This is a genomic window from Delftia sp. BGA-UO-ETr-SB1, assembly GCF_059567865.1.
In genome coordinates, this window is record NZ_JCAQOW010000004.1 from 1,245,834 (window position 1) to 1,260,003 (window position 14,170).

Annotated in this window: 12 protein-coding genes and 1 riboswitch; of the genes, 4 read left to right on the forward strand and 8 right to left on the reverse strand. The window is 68.4% G+C overall.

The genetic code is table 11. The annotated features are described in order from the left end of the window. Positions 1-15 precede the first annotated feature (15 nt). Positions 16-942, forward strand: coding sequence for a LysR family transcriptional regulator (locus tag AC57B5_RS06130; protein ID WP_496399000.1), 927 nt, complete (start codon positions 16-18; stop codon positions 940-942). A gap of 4 nt (positions 943-946) precedes the next feature. Here the strand turns inward: AC57B5_RS06130 and AC57B5_RS06135 are convergent, their stop codons facing one another. The 8 genes from AC57B5_RS06135 to AC57B5_RS06170 form a co-directional block, all read right to left on the reverse strand. After that, positions 947-1,729, reverse strand: a complete 783-nt coding sequence (locus tag AC57B5_RS06135) for a CbiX/SirB N-terminal domain-containing protein (RefSeq protein WP_496399001.1) — start codon at positions 1,727-1,729, stop codon at positions 947-949. Then, complete coding sequence (locus tag AC57B5_RS06140) at positions 1,716-2,504, reverse strand: ABC transporter ATP-binding protein (RefSeq protein WP_486641922.1); 789 nt, start codon at positions 2,502-2,504, stop codon at positions 1,716-1,718. Before AC57B5_RS06140 ends, AC57B5_RS06135 begins: the two co-directional genes overlap by 14 nt. Then, complete coding sequence (locus tag AC57B5_RS06145) at positions 2,501-3,586, reverse strand: FecCD family ABC transporter permease (protein ID WP_013802411.1); 1,086 nt, start codon at positions 3,584-3,586, stop codon at positions 2,501-2,503. The genes AC57B5_RS06140 and AC57B5_RS06145 overlap by 4 nt, the downstream gene beginning before the upstream one ends. Further along, entirely contained in the window at positions 3,573-4,616 is a 1,044-nt protein-coding gene (locus AC57B5_RS06150) for an ABC transporter substrate-binding protein (protein WP_047218674.1), read from the reverse strand. Before AC57B5_RS06150 ends, AC57B5_RS06145 begins: the two co-directional genes overlap by 14 nt. Continuing rightward, on the reverse strand, positions 4,616-6,772 hold the full coding sequence (locus tag AC57B5_RS06155; protein ID WP_496399002.1) for a TonB-dependent receptor: 2,157 nt from the start codon (positions 6,770-6,772) through the stop codon (positions 4,616-4,618). Before AC57B5_RS06155 ends, AC57B5_RS06150 begins: the two co-directional genes overlap by 1 nt. Before the next feature lie 121 nt (positions 6,773-6,893). After that, a riboswitch (cobalamin riboswitch) is annotated at positions 6,894-7,211 on the reverse strand. Positions 7,212-7,229: 18 nt separating this feature from the next. Then, complete coding sequence (locus tag AC57B5_RS06160) at positions 7,230-7,913, reverse strand: 2OG-Fe(II) oxygenase (protein ID WP_496399003.1); 684 nt, start codon at positions 7,911-7,913, stop codon at positions 7,230-7,232. A gap of 18 nt (positions 7,914-7,931) precedes the next feature. Continuing rightward, on the reverse strand, positions 7,932-8,582 hold the full coding sequence (alkB, locus tag AC57B5_RS06165; protein WP_496399004.1) for a DNA oxidative demethylase AlkB: 651 nt from the start codon (positions 8,580-8,582) through the stop codon (positions 7,932-7,934). Positions 8,583-8,594: 12 nt separating this feature from the next. Then, the gene (locus AC57B5_RS06170) at positions 8,595-9,326 is read right to left on the reverse strand and encodes a 2OG-Fe(II) oxygenase (RefSeq protein ID WP_496399005.1); all 732 of its coding nucleotides are present in this window, start codon (positions 9,324-9,326) and stop codon (positions 8,595-8,597) included. 223 nt (positions 9,327-9,549) lie between these two features. Here AC57B5_RS06170 and AC57B5_RS06175 point away from each other — a divergent pair, with 223 nt between their 5' ends. The 3 genes from AC57B5_RS06175 (at position 9,550) to AC57B5_RS06185 (ending at position 13,964) form a co-directional block, all read left to right on the forward strand. Then, entirely contained in the window at positions 9,550-10,371 is an 822-nt protein-coding gene (locus AC57B5_RS06175; protein WP_088164739.1) for a hypothetical protein, read from the forward strand. A gap of 147 nt (positions 10,372-10,518) precedes the next feature. Continuing rightward, positions 10,519-11,769: a hypothetical protein gene (locus AC57B5_RS06180; protein ID WP_043822406.1), complete on the forward strand. Its 1,251-nt coding sequence runs from the start codon at positions 10,519-10,521 to the stop codon at positions 11,767-11,769. Continuing rightward, positions 11,766-13,964, forward strand: a complete 2,199-nt coding sequence (locus AC57B5_RS06185; protein ID WP_496399006.1) for an AAA family ATPase — start codon at positions 11,766-11,768, stop codon at positions 13,962-13,964. Before AC57B5_RS06180 ends, AC57B5_RS06185 begins: the two co-directional genes overlap by 4 nt. Positions 13,965-14,170: the final 206 nt, after the last annotated feature.

Sequence of the window (14,170 nt, forward strand, 5' to 3'; positions counted from 1 at the left end):
GCCTGGCGAATGCCCATGAAAAGCCTGCAAGACCTGGATATCTTCGTGCGCACCGCAGACAGCGGCAGCCTCTCGGCCACGGCGCGTGCCCTGGACCTGACCCCGGCTGCGGCCAGCGCAGCGCTCAAGCGGCTGGAGGCAGAGCTGGGCGTGACCCTGTTCGTGCGCTCCACGCGCAGCCTGCGGCTCACGCAGGAGGGCGAGCTGTTTCTGGAGCACTGCCGCCCCGCGCTGGCCGGCCTGCGCCAGGTGCGCGACCAGTTGGCTGGCGGCCAGGCCGCTTTGCGCGGCACGCTGCAACTGGCCGCCCCCTCCGACCTGGGCCGCAACGTGCTCATGCCCTGGCTGGACGAATTCCAGAGCCAGCACGCAGGCGTGGATCTGCGCCTGCACCTGTCCGACCGCGCTGCCAATGTCTACAGCGAGCCTGTGGATGCGGCTTTTCGCTACGGCAGGCCGCAGGATTCCAGCCTGGTGGCCTTGCCGCTGTCGGACACGCACCGCCGCGTGCTCTGCGCCGCGCCTTCGTATCTGCAGGAACGCGGCGCACCCGCCACCCCCCACGACCTGACCGGCCATGACTGCCTGTGCTTCATGCTGGGCGAGGAAGTGCACGACCGCTGGAGCTTCTGGCCGGCAGGGCAGGGGGCTGCCGTACCTGAGCCCGTCCATGTCCGGGTGCGCGGCCGCAATGTGGCCAATGACGGAGATGCCGTGCGGCGCTGGGCCGTGGCCGGGCGGGGGATTGCCTACAAATCGTATTTCGACGTGGCCGAGGACCTGGCCCGGGGCCGCCTTCTTGCGCTGTGCACCGACTGGACGACCGAGTGCGTTCCGCTGTTCCTGGTCGCCCCCAGCCGCAGGCAGTTCACGCCGCTGGTGCGTGCGTTGCGGGATTTTGTGGCGGTGAGGCTGGCGGAGCTGGAGGCGGCACAGCCCTGAGACTTCACGAATCCCGCGTCCCCAGCTCCACAGGCCCGTGCACGTGGTGCTCCGCGCAGACCTGCCGCGAGAGCACATGGGCCTCCACCACCTGGGCCGCATTCCCGGCTGCCAGCCGCCCGTACCAGACGCCGTCCGGATAGACGATGGCCAGCGGGCCATGGTTGCAGGGGTACTGGCAACTGGTCTGCAGCAGGCGCAGCCTGGCACGCAGTTCGCTGCTGGCCTGCACGGCCTCGCCCAGGCTTTGCCAGACGGCCACGGCGCCCAGGGCCGTGCAGCGGGGCCCCGTGCAGACCAGGGCGTGGTGCTGGTGATCTGGCACCTGGGACCAGGCCTGGGGATCGTGCTGCCATTGGTCGCCAGCGGCTTCGGCCACGTCCGGGTTCTGCAGGGCTTGCCTGATCTTCGGCAGCAGCAGCGCGGGCATGGCCGCAGCGCCCAGCAGATGGTCGGCAAACCGCACCTGCACGCCCTGGTCCGGCAACTGCGAGCGCCAGCGCATGGCCAGCTTGTGCAGCCAGCGCAGCAGGGCAGGCTCGTCGGGCGAGAAAAGGGGCAGCACGACGATGGAGCGCGCCGGCAGGCATTGCTGCAGCGCCTCGGGCAGCGAGGGTGCGGCCTTGTCCACGAAGGATGTGACGACCTTGCAGGCCGGCTCCAGCGTCTGGCGCAAGGCATCGGCCAGTTCGATCAGGCTTTGGCGCGAGGCGGCGCCCGTGCCGCCGCGGCCCAGCACGATCACGGCGTCGGGCCCGGGCGGGATGGATGTTTCAGAGGAGTTCATCGGGAATGAAGCTGATGCGCAGCCGGCCGGTGGTGGCATGGATGTCCACCTCGGCAGCCACGCCGTAGACCTGGCCGATGGTGGCCGGGGTAAGCACCTGGGCCGGTGTGCCATGGGCAACGATGCGGCCTTGTTCCATGAGATAGAGACGGTCGCAGTAGTGGGCGGCGATGTTGAGATCGTGCAGGGCGACGATGCTGCTGATCTGCAGGCGCCTGACCAGTGACATCAATTCCAGCTGATGGCGTATGTCCAGGTGGTTGGTGGGCTCGTCCAGCAGCATCAGCCGTGGCTGCTGGGCCAGCGCGCGGGCCACGAGCACGCGCTGCTTCTCGCCGCCGGACAGGCTGGAGAAACGCCGCTCCTCCAGCGCCAGGGCATTCACCTGGGCCAGCGCCTGCCGCATGCAGGCGAGGTCCTCGGCGCTGTCGCCCGCCCAGGGGGACTGATGGGGGATGCGGCCCATCATCACCGCCTCGCGCACGGTGAAGTCAAAGCTCTGCGGCGCCTCCTGCGCGAGGACCGAGACCTGGGCCGCGAACTCGCGCGCCGTCATGTCCCGGATGTCGCGCTGGTCCAGCAGCACGCAGCCCGCGTCGGGGCGCAGCACGCGGTAGAGCATGCGCAGCAGGGTGGATTTGCCGCTGCCGTTGGGGCCGATGAGCCCCACGCATTCGCCGCTGTGCAGGGCAAGGCTGGCCTGGTCCACGATGCGCCGGGCGTCGGCACGCCGGGCATCAGCGCTCCAGCACAGGTCCTGGGCTTGCAGCTTCATGGGCCGCGCCCTCCCTGCACCGGCTGGCGCACCAGCATCCAGACGAAGAAGGGTCCGCCGATCAGCGAGGTGATCACGCCCACGGGCAGTTCCATGGGCGCAAAGGCCGTGCGCGCGACAAGATCCACCAGCACCAGCAGCAGGGCGCCGGCCAGGGCGGCCACGGGCAGCACGCGCCGGTGGTCCGTGCCCACCAGCATGCGCGCGGCGTGCGGCACGATCAGCCCCACAAAGCCGATGGCGCCGCTGACCGCCACCATGGTGCCCGTGAGCAACGATACTGCCAGGAACAGTGCGCGCCGCAGCCGTGCCGTGTCCACGCCCAGCGTGGCGGCGGCCTCGTCACCGGCCAGCAGGGCATTGAGCGGGCGCGTCTGCAGCCCCAGCCAGAGCATTCCCGCAGCCAGCACGGCGGCGGGAATGCCCAGTTCCTCCCACTGCGTGCCGGCCAGGCTGCCCAGCGTCCAGGTCAGCAGGGCATTGGCCAGGTCGCGTTGGCCCGATGACAGGGTGATCAGGCTGGTCACGCCTGCCAGCACATAGCCGATGGCCACACCACCCAGGATCAGCCGCGTGGCATGAATGCGGCCCTGGGAGCGCGCCAGCAGGTAGACGGCGACGGTGGCCGCCAGCGCCCCGGCAAAGGCCCCGGCCGTGAGGGCGTACATGCCGGCCGAGGCCAGCGCACCGAAGGCCAGCACAGCCACGGCGCCCACCGACGCGCCCGAGGACACGCCCAGCAGATAGGGATCGGCCAGCGGATTGCGCACCATGGCCTGCATGATGGTGCCCACCACGGCAAGCCCCGCGCCCACCAAGGCCGCCAGCAGCACGCGCGGCATGCGGATCAGCCAGACGATCTGCTGGTGCTGCGGCGTGATGCCCTCCAGTGGTGGCGGCTGCATGCCCAGCACCTGCAGCAGCCGGCTCCAGGCAATGCGCCAGACCGTGCCCGCCGGCATGTCCACTGGCCCCCAGGTGATGGCCAGCGTCATCACCAGCAACAGGGCCGCGAACAGCAGCAGGCACCAGAGGCGGGCGGCGCCCGGGCGCCTGGGCCAGCGGGAGTCAGTTGGCCGCATGGCTGGGCGCCGGCATGCGGTCGGGGTGCAGGGCCTGCGCCAGGGCGCGGGTCCGCGCAATATTGCGCGGGCCGGGCGTGGCCTCGGCATAGGTCATGACGAAAAACCGCTTTTCGCGAATGGCATCGACGCCGGCCAGCTCGGGCTTGGCCAGCAGGAAGTCGATCTTGCCCTGGGCATGGGGCTGGCCGTAGTCGATGATGACGATCCACTGCGGGTTGCGCTGCACCACGTCCTCCCAGTTGCCTGCAGGCCAGTTGCTGGGAATGTCGTCGAAGATGTTGCGCCCACCCGCTTCCTCGATCATGGCCTGCGGCATGCCGTAGCGGCCCACGGTCACGGGGATGTCCTGGCCGCTGTCGTAGACGAAGACCGAAGGCCGCTGCCGCACGCCCTGCATGCGCTCGCGCAGGTCCTTCAGGTCGCGCTCCAGCCCCTGCGCCAGTTGCTCGGCATGGGCGTCGATGCGGAAAATGCGGCCCAGGTTGCGCAGGTCGGTCAGGCCGTCTTCCAGCGCCACCTGGCTGCGCGGCCCCACGCGGATGCAGGATTCGGACAGCACATACGAGGCAATGCCGTGGCGCTGCAGCACCTCGGGCGTGACCTGGCCCTGGCGAAAACCGTAGCTCCAGCCTCCGAAGACGAAATCTGCCGAGGCGCCCAGGATGGCCTCCAGGTTCATCTCGCGCTCCGCCAGCCGCGGCACGCGGGCCAGCTGGGCCTGGAAGGCCGGGTCGATCTGCTTGGCCTGCGTGATACCGCTGTAGCCCACCAGCCGGTCGCCCAGGCCCAGGAAGAGAAACATCTCGGTGATGTTCACGTCATGGGTCACGGCGCGCAGCGGTGCGTTGGCGTAGGTCACGGGGCTGCCGCAGACATTGACGGTCACGGCCGCCTGCGGTGCGGCAGCCGGTGCCGGCAGTTCACTGGTGGTGCCGGAATCGCTGCGCGAGCAGCCGGCCAGCAGCAGGGTGGCCGCCAGGGCGCCAGCGCACAGGCCGTGGAGGCTTTTGGAGCGCGCCATGGCCATCAGAACCGGATATGGGCCGCGATCTCGAAGCGGCGGCCTTGCCCGACCAGGAACTGGCTGCCGTAGCTCGATCCCACATAGACCCTGTCGGCCAGGTTGCGGCCGATCAGGCTCAGGGTGGTGCGCGGGTCCACCTGCCAGCTCAGCGCGGCGTCGGCCACGGTGTAGGCGGGCAGGTTCACGGTATTGGCGTTGTTGCCAAAGCGGTCACCCACGTAGCGCAGGCCCAGCGAGGCTTGCCAGGCGCCCACGCGGTAGTGGCCCCAGAGGTTGGCCGTGGTCTTGGCCACGTTCTGCGGACGGTTGCCTGCGCGGTTGCCGCCAGCCTCGATGAGCTTGTCGAACTGGGCGTCCACGTACGACAGATTGCCCTCCAGGCGCAGCGCGGGCGTGGCCTGGAAGGCGGCAGTGGCTTCCGCCCCGCGCGAGGACTGGCTGCCGCCCTGGATGGAGATGGCCGGCCGGTCCGGGTCGCGCGTGATGATGTCGTCCTTCTTGATGTCGAACACGGCCAGCGTCCATTCGCCGCGCCCGCCAGCCACCTGCTGCTTGATGCCGATCTCGGCCTGGCGGCCCTTGCTCAGCTTGTAGGCCGTGTTGGCCAGGTTCAGCGACACCAGGCTGTTGACGGGATCGTGTCCCGAGCTGATCTGCCCATAGACATGGGTGTTGCGGGCCAGCTCATAGGTCAGGCCCAGGCGCCAGGAGGTGGCGGCCAGCGTCTTGTTGAAATCCGTGCCGCCCACCAGCGAGTGGCTGGCAAAGTCGTAGACATCGCGGCGCAGGCCGGCCATGGCCAGCCAGCGGTTGCTGATGCGCCAGGCATCTTCCAGGTACAGGGCATGCTGGGTCACGCCGGTTTCTGTCTTGGCGGCGGTGAGATCGGGGCTGGCCCAGCTGCCATGCACGGGATCCCAGGCCGAGACCGTGGACGAGCCGCCATAGGGCGAATTGTTGGACAGCCGCAGGTTGATGCGCGCGGCCTCCCAGCCCATGGCGATCTTGTGCGAGCCCCGGTCCACGTTCAGGCCCAGGCGGTTGCCGGTCTGCTCCAGGTCGTGCAGGATTTCCAGGTAGTCGGAGCGGCCCACGGTCCAGGTGGCGGGGTTGAGCGCGTAGGCCTCGATGTTGCGCCAGTGGCGGTCGGACTTCACGTGATACAGCTCGTTGCGCACCGTCAGCCAGTCATTGGCCTTCCATTGCACCTTGGCGCGCAGGCGCTCGTCGGCATAGCGCAGCACGCTGTCTTCGGCGTTGTAGTTGCGGTCGCGCAGCGACTCCACCACCTTGCCGTCCAGGCCCGGCGTGCCCCAGTAGCGGCTGGGCTTTTGCACGCTGCGGTCGGCAATCAGGTCGATCTGCAGGTCGCTCGTGGGCTCCAAGCGCAGCGTGCTCATGAACTTGCCGTTGCGCGACTGGTCCAGATCGCGCTCGCCTGCGCTTCGGGCGGTGTAGCTGTCGATGCGGTAGCTGGCATAGGCGCCCAGGGCGCCGGTCACGCCCAGGCCCAGGCGCAGCGTGTCGTCCGTGCCCGCGCCCATCAGCACCTCGGCCGAGCTCGTGCGGCTGGGCTGCTTGCGGATGGCGTTGACCGTGGCGCCCATGGTGCCGCTGCCGTACATCAGCGAGGCCGGGCCGCGCAGCACGTCGATGCGCTCGTAGCCCCAGCTGTCACCCGGATAGGCCGTGGTGCCGGCGGCCACGCCCAGCACCATGCCGTCTTCGGCCACGCCCACGGAGTTCACGCCCGCAAAGCCGCGGCTGCTGAAGGACAGGCCGCCATTGCCCGGCGTGCTGCTGGAGGTCAGGCCCACGGTGCGCGTGACGGCGTCCACCAGGGCGTAGTCGCCGCGCTCCTGCATCTGCTCGGCAGAAACACCATCCACGCTGGCCGGCACTTCTTGGTTGGAGACGCCGGTATGGCTGGCAGAGCGCGCAGGCTGGGCCAGTTGCTGGCCGATGCGTTCGGCCTGCCCGGTGACCTGGACCTCGGGCAGGGCGGTTGATGGGGGCGTTGGCGTGGGCGTTTGGGTTTGAGCCTGCGCCGGCAGGCAGATGAAGGCACAGGCCAGGGCCAGCGGGCTCAGCCGCACGGAAAGGGACTGGGCAGCGCGAGCGCTGGAAACCCTGGAAAAGGAAGAATGCATTTCGAACATCGGTCTTCGACCGTCTGATGCGAAAGCAAGGCACTGCCACCTCTCCAGCCAGCGTGGGAGGAAAGGGCGCAGGACGTTGCCATCCGCACCCCGCAGACAGTCAAGAAAACGCCTGCACAGCAGGCGCGAAACGCAGCAGGCCGGTCTCCGGGCTCACAAGCGGCGCAAGGACATGCCTTGCGCCCAGCGCCCCGTCTTCCCAATCCACCCGCGAAAAGCTGCATGTTGCAGACCACGCCATGAACCAGTGACAGCCTGTCATCGCCCCCCGCAGGGTTGCGGAGACTGGCGGGACAGGCATGGAGCGCCTTGACTTGTTTACCGTTGCGGGGGCAGCCAAGGCCTGTGCCGGCAGCGCAAAAAGCATTTGCTGGCAGTCACCTTGTTCCCGTTTCATCCCCATGGCTGGCATGTGGACACCTGTTGCACGGATGCCTTTGCAGGCGCGGCATTATAGCTAGCGCTCTGTTTGCAGAGCCTTGGGCGCCTGGGGCACGTCGTGCAAAAGCAGCTCCAGACCCAGCCACTCGCCACGGTGAACGCGGCTGATGGCATGCCGCAGGTGCACACGGTAAAAGCCTGCCGCACCGCGCACCGGGCGCGGCCCCGTGGCGATGATGGCCGCATCCCCCAGGCCCAGCGGCAGCACCATGGGGCGCGATTGCATGCGCGGGCGCTGCTCGGTCATCACGAATTCGCCGCCCTCGAAATCCTGGCCCGGCCGGGACAGCAGCACCACCAGCTGCAGCGGAAAGACCTGCGCACCTTCGCCGTACGAGCGCAGCGGGGCATGGCCCGCTTGCGGCACGCGCAGCAGATGTGGCTGTGGCTGCGGCTGCGTTTGGCCTGCTTGCCGGCCCTGACGCATGAAATCCTCGAAGCAGCCTGGCAACCCAGGCTGCAAGCCCATGTGTTCGCGCCAGCGGTTGGCCAGGGCCAGCAGATGCCCATACAGCACCGGGCGCCATGCCTGCACGCAGGGCGGCAGGCCAGACGCGGCGGCCGCCTCGCGGGCCAAGGCGCGGCTTTCATCCGCAGTCAGCAGCTGCGGCAGCAGGGCATGGCCTTCGGCATCGAGCTCAGCGGCAATCCGCGCCCAATCCAGGCGGGCGAAGCGATCCTGGCTGTTGAGCCTGTCCATTTCAGACCGTCCAACCATTCAGCCCGCCTTGCGAAAAGTGAGATTGATGCGCCGCCCGCCCAGCAGCGGGTGAGGCTGGTCCTTGAGCGGCAATACGCCGTGGTGGCGCAGCCGATCCACGCCGCCCCAGACCACCACGTCGCCATGCTGCAGCGGCACCCTGGCCGTGCTGTCCGCGCGCGCCAGTCCTCCAAACAGAAACGTGGCCGGCATGCCCAGGGAGACCGAGACAATGGGCGCGCCCAGGTCGCGTTCGTCGCGGTCCTGGTGCAGGGAAAGCCGGGTGCCGGGCAGGTACTGGTTGATGAGGCAGGCATCGGGCACAAAGCCTTCGAACCCCGCCGCAGCGGCCGCCTCGCCCGCCAGCCGGACAAAAACGGCCGGCATGGCCGGCCAGGGCTGGCCGCTGAGTGGGTCGATGGCGCTGTAGCGGTAGCCGCGCCTGTCGCTGGTCCAGCCCAGCGCGCCGCAGTTGGTCATGGCCACCGACATGGTGAAGCCGCCCGGCGTGACCAGATGGCGCAGCGGCGCCCGCGCCGCAATGCCTTCGACCGCCTCCAGCAACTGCGCGGCATGGGGCAGGGCATGGCCGCGCAGCACCACGGACTGGGGGCCTATGGATTCGGCCCCGGTGGGCTGTTCATCGGCGAAAAGATCCAGCGTGCTCATACCGGCCATCCATCAAAGTGCGTCATGAAAGATCAGCCCCACGGTATGGCGATGGCCGCTGTGGATGCGGCTGACCCCATGGCGCATGGCCACGCGGCGGTAGCCGGTGCGCCGCCCGGGCACGGGCCGGTGGCGCACGGCCAGGACCAGCGCATCGCCCTGGTCCATTGCCATCACATCGGCCCGCTGCCGGTCGCCATCGGCCTGGGTGATGACGAACTCGCCACCCGTGAAGTCCCGCCCGGGCCGCGACAGCAGCAGCACCACCTGCAGCGGAAACACATGCTCTCCATAGACATCCTGGTGCAGGCAGTTGTAGTCGCCCGCACCGTATTGAAGGATGAGCGGCGTGGGCCGCAACTGGCCCTGCGCGTGGCAGCGCGCCAGGAAGTCCTGCAGCCGGTCCGGATAGCGCACCTCCAGCCCCATGCGCTGGTTCCAGACATTGGCCACCGGCGCCAGGCGCAGATACAGCTGCTCGCGCAGGCGCTGCAGCAGCGGTGGCAAGGGGTAGTCGAAATATTGATACTCGCCGCGCCCGAAACCGTGGCGTGCCATGACGATGCGGGAGCGAAAGCCGTCCCCCCTTGCGTAAAGAGCGGACAGGTCGCGGCACTGCTGCGCATCCAGCAGGCCGGGCAGGCGCGCGCAGCCTTGCTCATTGAGCTGGTGCTCCATCTGCGTCCAGTGGCAGGGCGGGGCGGATTCGCAAGCTTCGTTGTCGAAAAGACCGAGGTTGTGCATGGCGGGCTGGGTTGGCGGTATGGGCGCGGTTGGCAATATGGGCGCTGTGGGCAATTGCCGCAGTCTAGGGCGCCGCCGCAGCGCCTGCATCCCGCTTCTTGCAGTGGACAGAATGTCAACCGGTGGGAGCGCCTGCCAGCCGCGTGCTGGACAGGCTTGGGAGGGTCGGCTGGCGGCTGCAATTGAACAATCGCGGCATTCCTGCAAACGCCTCAGGCCCGCCATGTCCAGCAACGTCCATCACCTCTATCTTTTCTTCGATACGCCCCTGCAGCTGCGCCGCGTGCAGCTGATCTGCCAGTACCTGGCCCGGCAGTCCTGGGAGCAGGCCGAGCGCTGGATCCATGAGCTGGACCCCGCCCTGGACCGGTCCGCGCTGTGGGATGACGACTGGGCCAATGCCAGCGCCCTGGGCCATCCCCAGCACCTGGAGCTGGGCTTTGACACCCGCACCACGGCCGGCATGCCCTGGCGATTGCTGGAGACGCTGTTCCAGCACGGGCTGCAGGCGGCGGTGCTGCATGTCTTCTACGACCAGGTGGGCGAGAGCGAGCGCTACCACTTCGATGCCGGCCAATGGGTCAGCCACCACGCCTGGCTGTCCCGTTACCCGGAGCGCCAGGTGCTGGTCGATACGAATGGCGAGGTCTATCCGCAGCCCGGCCAGGAAGAGGGCGCCGACGGCACCGCCCTCACCAATCCGGCCCAGCCCATGACCATCACCCGGCTGCGCGAGCGGGACCAGGAGCGTGACCGCCAGGCCCAGGAATCCGTGCAGGCCCTGCTGGACACCATGGCCAGCCTGCGCAAAAGCGGCGTGTCGCCCGTGCAGGGCATCGTGGGGCTGTTCATGCTGCGGGCCGGCTTTCGCGGGCTGTGCGAGGCCGTGGCCTTCACCGTCATTGCGGCCCTGGCCTTCAGAGGCAAGGGACTGTGGCTCTGGCTGGCTTTGGGATTGGTGCTGGCGGTGGTGCTGCCTCTGTACCGCATGGCCGGCGCGCGACGGGAGTTTGCGGGGCAGGGTGGCGGCGATGCCGCATCCTGAGACAATCCGCGCTTGGCAAAATGAAACAAATTGCACAAGACCAGCTGAATCCCAGGAGAGGGTGAACAAGATGAGGATACGGACCATGGCCCCGGCAGGATGGATCTGCGCCAGCAGGCGCTGTTTTCCTGAGCGGAGCCGTCGCTGATGCAGCCCACCGCCATTGAACAGGGTGCTGCCGTGGCACCAGGCGTTCACGAGGATTTCGGCCATTTGCTGGGCCTGTACATGCGCCGCATCCGCGCCAGCGCCTCGGGCGTGGCCACCGAGATCGGGCTGAGCCGGGAAGCCGTCAACAACTGGAGGAATGGGGTTTCCCTGCCCAATCCACGCTCGCGCGACCGGCTGGCCGCCTGCGCCCAGTACCTGCGCCTGACGGAGGCGGAGACCAATCGCCTGTTCTCCGCCGCTGGCTTTGCCACGGAGTTTCCGCTGCAGGCCGCCGCCGCTGGCGCCCAGCCTTTTGCAGGCTTCATGGACCGGCTTTTCGCCCAGCTGGCCCAGGCCCGGCCCTATGCCATCACCATGCTGCTGTCGCCCGCGCACTGGGGGCAGCCTCCGTTTCGCCAGGAACTGCTGCTGCGCGCCCGCGCCCAGTATGGCGCCGAGGCGGTGTTGCACATCCAGCCGCCCTACAGCGTGAGCACGGCTGCGGCCGACTATTTTGCGGCCCTGGGCCGGCAATGCGGGCTGGGCGAAGTGGGCTCGGACTACGAATTCGAGGCCCTGCTGGAAAAGCGCCTGCTGGCCGGCGGCCGGCTGTTCTGCCTGGTCAGCCGCTTCGAGCAGGGCACGGCGCAGCTGCGCGAGACACTGGCCGGCATTCTGCGCAGCCTCAGCGAAATGCACAGCGGCCGCCTGCACTTGCTGCTGTGCGGCAGCGAGGCCCTGGCCGACCTCAAGTACCGCAGCGGTGACCTGTCGCTGCTCAACATCGGCCAGGTGGCCCACTGGCCCGATCCCACGCTGGAAGACCTGGCCCTGATGGCGCGCCAGCGCTGGCCCGGCACGGCCTGGCCGGCCGAGGTCATCGAGGCATTGCAGGCGCTGACGGGCGGGCATCCCGCGCTTTTCGAGGAAGCGCTGCAATGGCTGGTGGAGCAGGGCGTGGGCGTCGCTTCCGTGCACTCGCCCCTGCTGCGCGCCCATCTGGTGGCCAGCGCGCGCCTGTGGCAGACCTTGCTGCCCCTGGCGCAGGAACCTGCCACTCGCGAGCAACTGCGCGGGCTGGTGGATGCGGCATCGCTGGGCCGTGCACGCCCCTATCTGCAGGATGCCGTGCTGCGGCGCCTGTTCTGGGGCAATCTGCTGCAGGTGCGCGGAGCAGGTGAGGGCGCCCATCTGCACTGGCGCTGCGACATCGCCCGCGAAGCCGCCGTGGCGGTGCTGCAGGCATGAGCGGCCTGGGCCGGCTTGTGCAACTGCCCAGATCCTGGTGGCGCGCCGCGCTGCTCGCCTTGGTCACGCTGTTCGTCGGCACGGCCATCCTGCTGCCCCGCTACAACCCCGTCACCCGCAGCAGCCTGCAGGGCGCGGAAAGCTCGGGCCGGGTCTGGAACGAAATCATCCTGTGGCGCCTGGCCCTGATGGACTATGTGCGCCAGCATGAAAGCTGGCCGCAGGACCTGGCCAGCTTGGCGCCGGACATTGCCGAACCGCGCGTGCGCATGAGCTCGCCCAGGCCCTTCGTGCTGCAGGCGGACGTGGTGCGCGACAGCCAGATGGGCGTGCTCGCCGGAACCCAGGTCCTGCTGCAACTGGACAGGCAACGCTGGGACTGGAGCTGCCAGGGCGGCCTGCCTCCGACTCCGCCGCGCTACCTGCCGCTGAACTGCAGCCCCTCGCCGGGCCAGCCCGAGCATGAACCCTTTGGATGGCTGCGCAGCGTCATCTGGACCAGCGCACTGGTCTTTGGCTGCCTGGCCCTGCTGTGGCTGGTGCGCCATCCGCTGATAGGCCCGGCACAGCTCAAGCCCGAGCGCCTGCGCCGCAAGCCCTACCAGCATCTGCCCCAGCTGGACCGGCTGCTGCGGCTCACAGGCCGCCGTTCCGCCGTCCTGCGCGCTGCAGGCATACGCCTGCCGGACTGGCAGCGCGCCCTGCGCCTTGCCGGCGCAAGCCCAGGCGCCCGCGTGCGGGCCCTGGCCGAACGCCTGTCCGCCGTCTGCAAACCGGCGCAAGGCGAATGGCCCGTGCCCGGCGACATGTTCGAGTGGACGCTGCCACCCGAGCTGCCCATCGCCCTGGGCCGCTGCCTGGTCTATGCGCCCCCAGCGGAGCTGGAAGAGGGCGAACTCGTGCGCCAGCTGCGCCTGCTGCAAACCGGCGGCGATGTGGTGCTCATCGTGAGCCCGCACCATCCCCAGTCGCCCATGCCGTTGCTGCAGCGCCATGCCCAGGACCGCGCCAACCTGCACGTGCTGCTGGACAGCCCGGGGCAGACCGAATGGCTGCTGGGCGGCGCTCCAGACCAAGTGCTGCTGCGGCTGCTGGCCACGCAGTTGCAGGTCACGCGCATATCGCCCTACCAGACGCGCGGCGGCGTGACGCGCGAGGACGTTTTCTTTGGCCGCGAGCGCCTGCTGGCCCGCGTGCTCAACCGCGAACCGGCCAACTACCTGGTCGTGGGAGGACGCCAGCTCGGCAAAAGCAGCCTGCTCAAGGCCGTGCAGCGGCGGCTGCAGGAGCATCCGGCCATCGCCTGCCACTACATCTCGCTGCGCGACCACCGCCTCACGCCGCGTCTGGCCACGCAGTTCGGCCTTCCCGTGGAAACACCGCTGGAGGCTATCATTGAACACCTGCAAAAGCAGTCGCAGGGCAGGCGGCTGTACCTGCTGATCGACGAGGCCGACCTGTTCTTCCGCGACGAAGCCCGCAATGGCTACCCCCAGCTCAGCGCCTTGCGCGCGCTGAGCGAGGAGGGCCGTTGCTGGTTCATGCTGGCGGGATTCTGGGATCTGTACGCGGCAGCGCTGCTCGACTACCAGTCGCCGCTGCGCAACTTCGGCGAAATCCTGGCCATTGGGGGATTGGAGCCAGCGGCATGCCAAGCCCTGGCCACCGAACCGCTGCGCAGGCTGCGCCTGGGCTTTGCCAACGACGCTCTGGCCGAGCGGCTGATAGAGGCCAGCGGCAGGCGCGCCAACCTGGTCGCCATCCTCTGCCAGGAATGCCTGGAAGCCCTGGGACCCGACGAACGCGTCATCGAAGAACGCCACCTGCGCCAGGCCATGGCATCCCAGCCTGTGCAGGACGCGCTGGTGGGATGGGGCCGCCTGAGCACCGACGAACAGGCCTGCCGCCTGGACCGCATCGCCGTCTATCACACGGCCCAGCAAGGACAGACCAGCCTGACCGCACTCGACGCCCTGGTCCAGTCCCACGGCGCCACCGGCCAGGCCCAGGCCTTGCGCCGGTCCCTGGCGCGCCTGCAACTGGCCTACGTCCTGCGCCGCGATGAAACCCACGGCGTGCACGATGCAAGCTACGTCTTCACCATCCCGCTGCTGCAGCGCCAGTTCGAGCCACAGGAAACCGCGCTTTTGCTGAAGCAGGAGCTTGAAGGCGTGGAAACCGTCCTGAACAGCTGAAAACGAAGCAGGCAAGGCACTGGAGGAGTGCCTTGCCTTGGTTTTCAGGCCTTTATCTGCGTTTGTTATTTAACATAATATACATCGTGTCTAGTAGACTTTTGCCAAAAAAAGTGAGCTTTGAAGCGGCTCACAGTCGTAGCGGTCACTAACTTAATGCTTTTGAGAGTTACTCTCCACCTCGTTGACGCACGATTCGGACTCTA

Excerpts from the sequence above, each read along its gene's own strand:
- AC57B5_RS06130 (WP_496399000.1), top strand. The coding sequence starts at position 16 with ATGAAAAGCCTGCAAGACCTGGATATCTTCGTGCGCACCGCAGACAGC.
- AC57B5_RS06135 (WP_496399001.1), bottom strand. The coding sequence starts at position 1,729 with ATGAACTCCTCTGAAACATCCATCCCGCCCGGGCCCGACGCCGTGATC.
- AC57B5_RS06140 (WP_486641922.1), bottom strand. The coding sequence starts at position 2,504 with ATGAAGCTGCAAGCCCAGGACCTGTGCTGGAGCGCTGATGCCCGGCGT.
- AC57B5_RS06145 (WP_013802411.1), bottom strand. The coding sequence starts at position 3,586 with ATGCGGCCAACTGACTCCCGCTGGCCCAGGCGCCCGGGCGCCGCCCGC.
- AC57B5_RS06150 (WP_047218674.1), bottom strand. The coding sequence starts at position 4,616 with ATGGCCATGGCGCGCTCCAAAAGCCTCCACGGCCTGTGCGCTGGCGCC.
- AC57B5_RS06155 (WP_496399002.1), bottom strand. The coding sequence starts at position 6,772 with ATGTTCGAAATGCATTCTTCCTTTTCCAGGGTTTCCAGCGCTCGCGCT.
- AC57B5_RS06160 (WP_496399003.1), bottom strand. The coding sequence starts at position 7,913 with ATGGACAGGCTCAACAGCCAGGATCGCTTCGCCCGCCTGGATTGGGCG.
- alkB (WP_496399004.1), bottom strand. The coding sequence starts at position 8,582 with ATGAGCACGCTGGATCTTTTCGCCGATGAACAGCCCACCGGGGCCGAA.
- AC57B5_RS06170 (WP_496399005.1), bottom strand. The coding sequence starts at position 9,326 with ATGCACAACCTCGGTCTTTTCGACAACGAAGCTTGCGAATCCGCCCCG.
- AC57B5_RS06175 (WP_088164739.1), top strand. The coding sequence starts at position 9,550 with ATGTCCAGCAACGTCCATCACCTCTATCTTTTCTTCGATACGCCCCTG.
- AC57B5_RS06180 (WP_043822406.1), top strand. The coding sequence starts at position 10,519 with ATGCAGCCCACCGCCATTGAACAGGGTGCTGCCGTGGCACCAGGCGTT.
- AC57B5_RS06185 (WP_496399006.1), top strand. The coding sequence starts at position 11,766 with ATGAGCGGCCTGGGCCGGCTTGTGCAACTGCCCAGATCCTGGTGGCGC.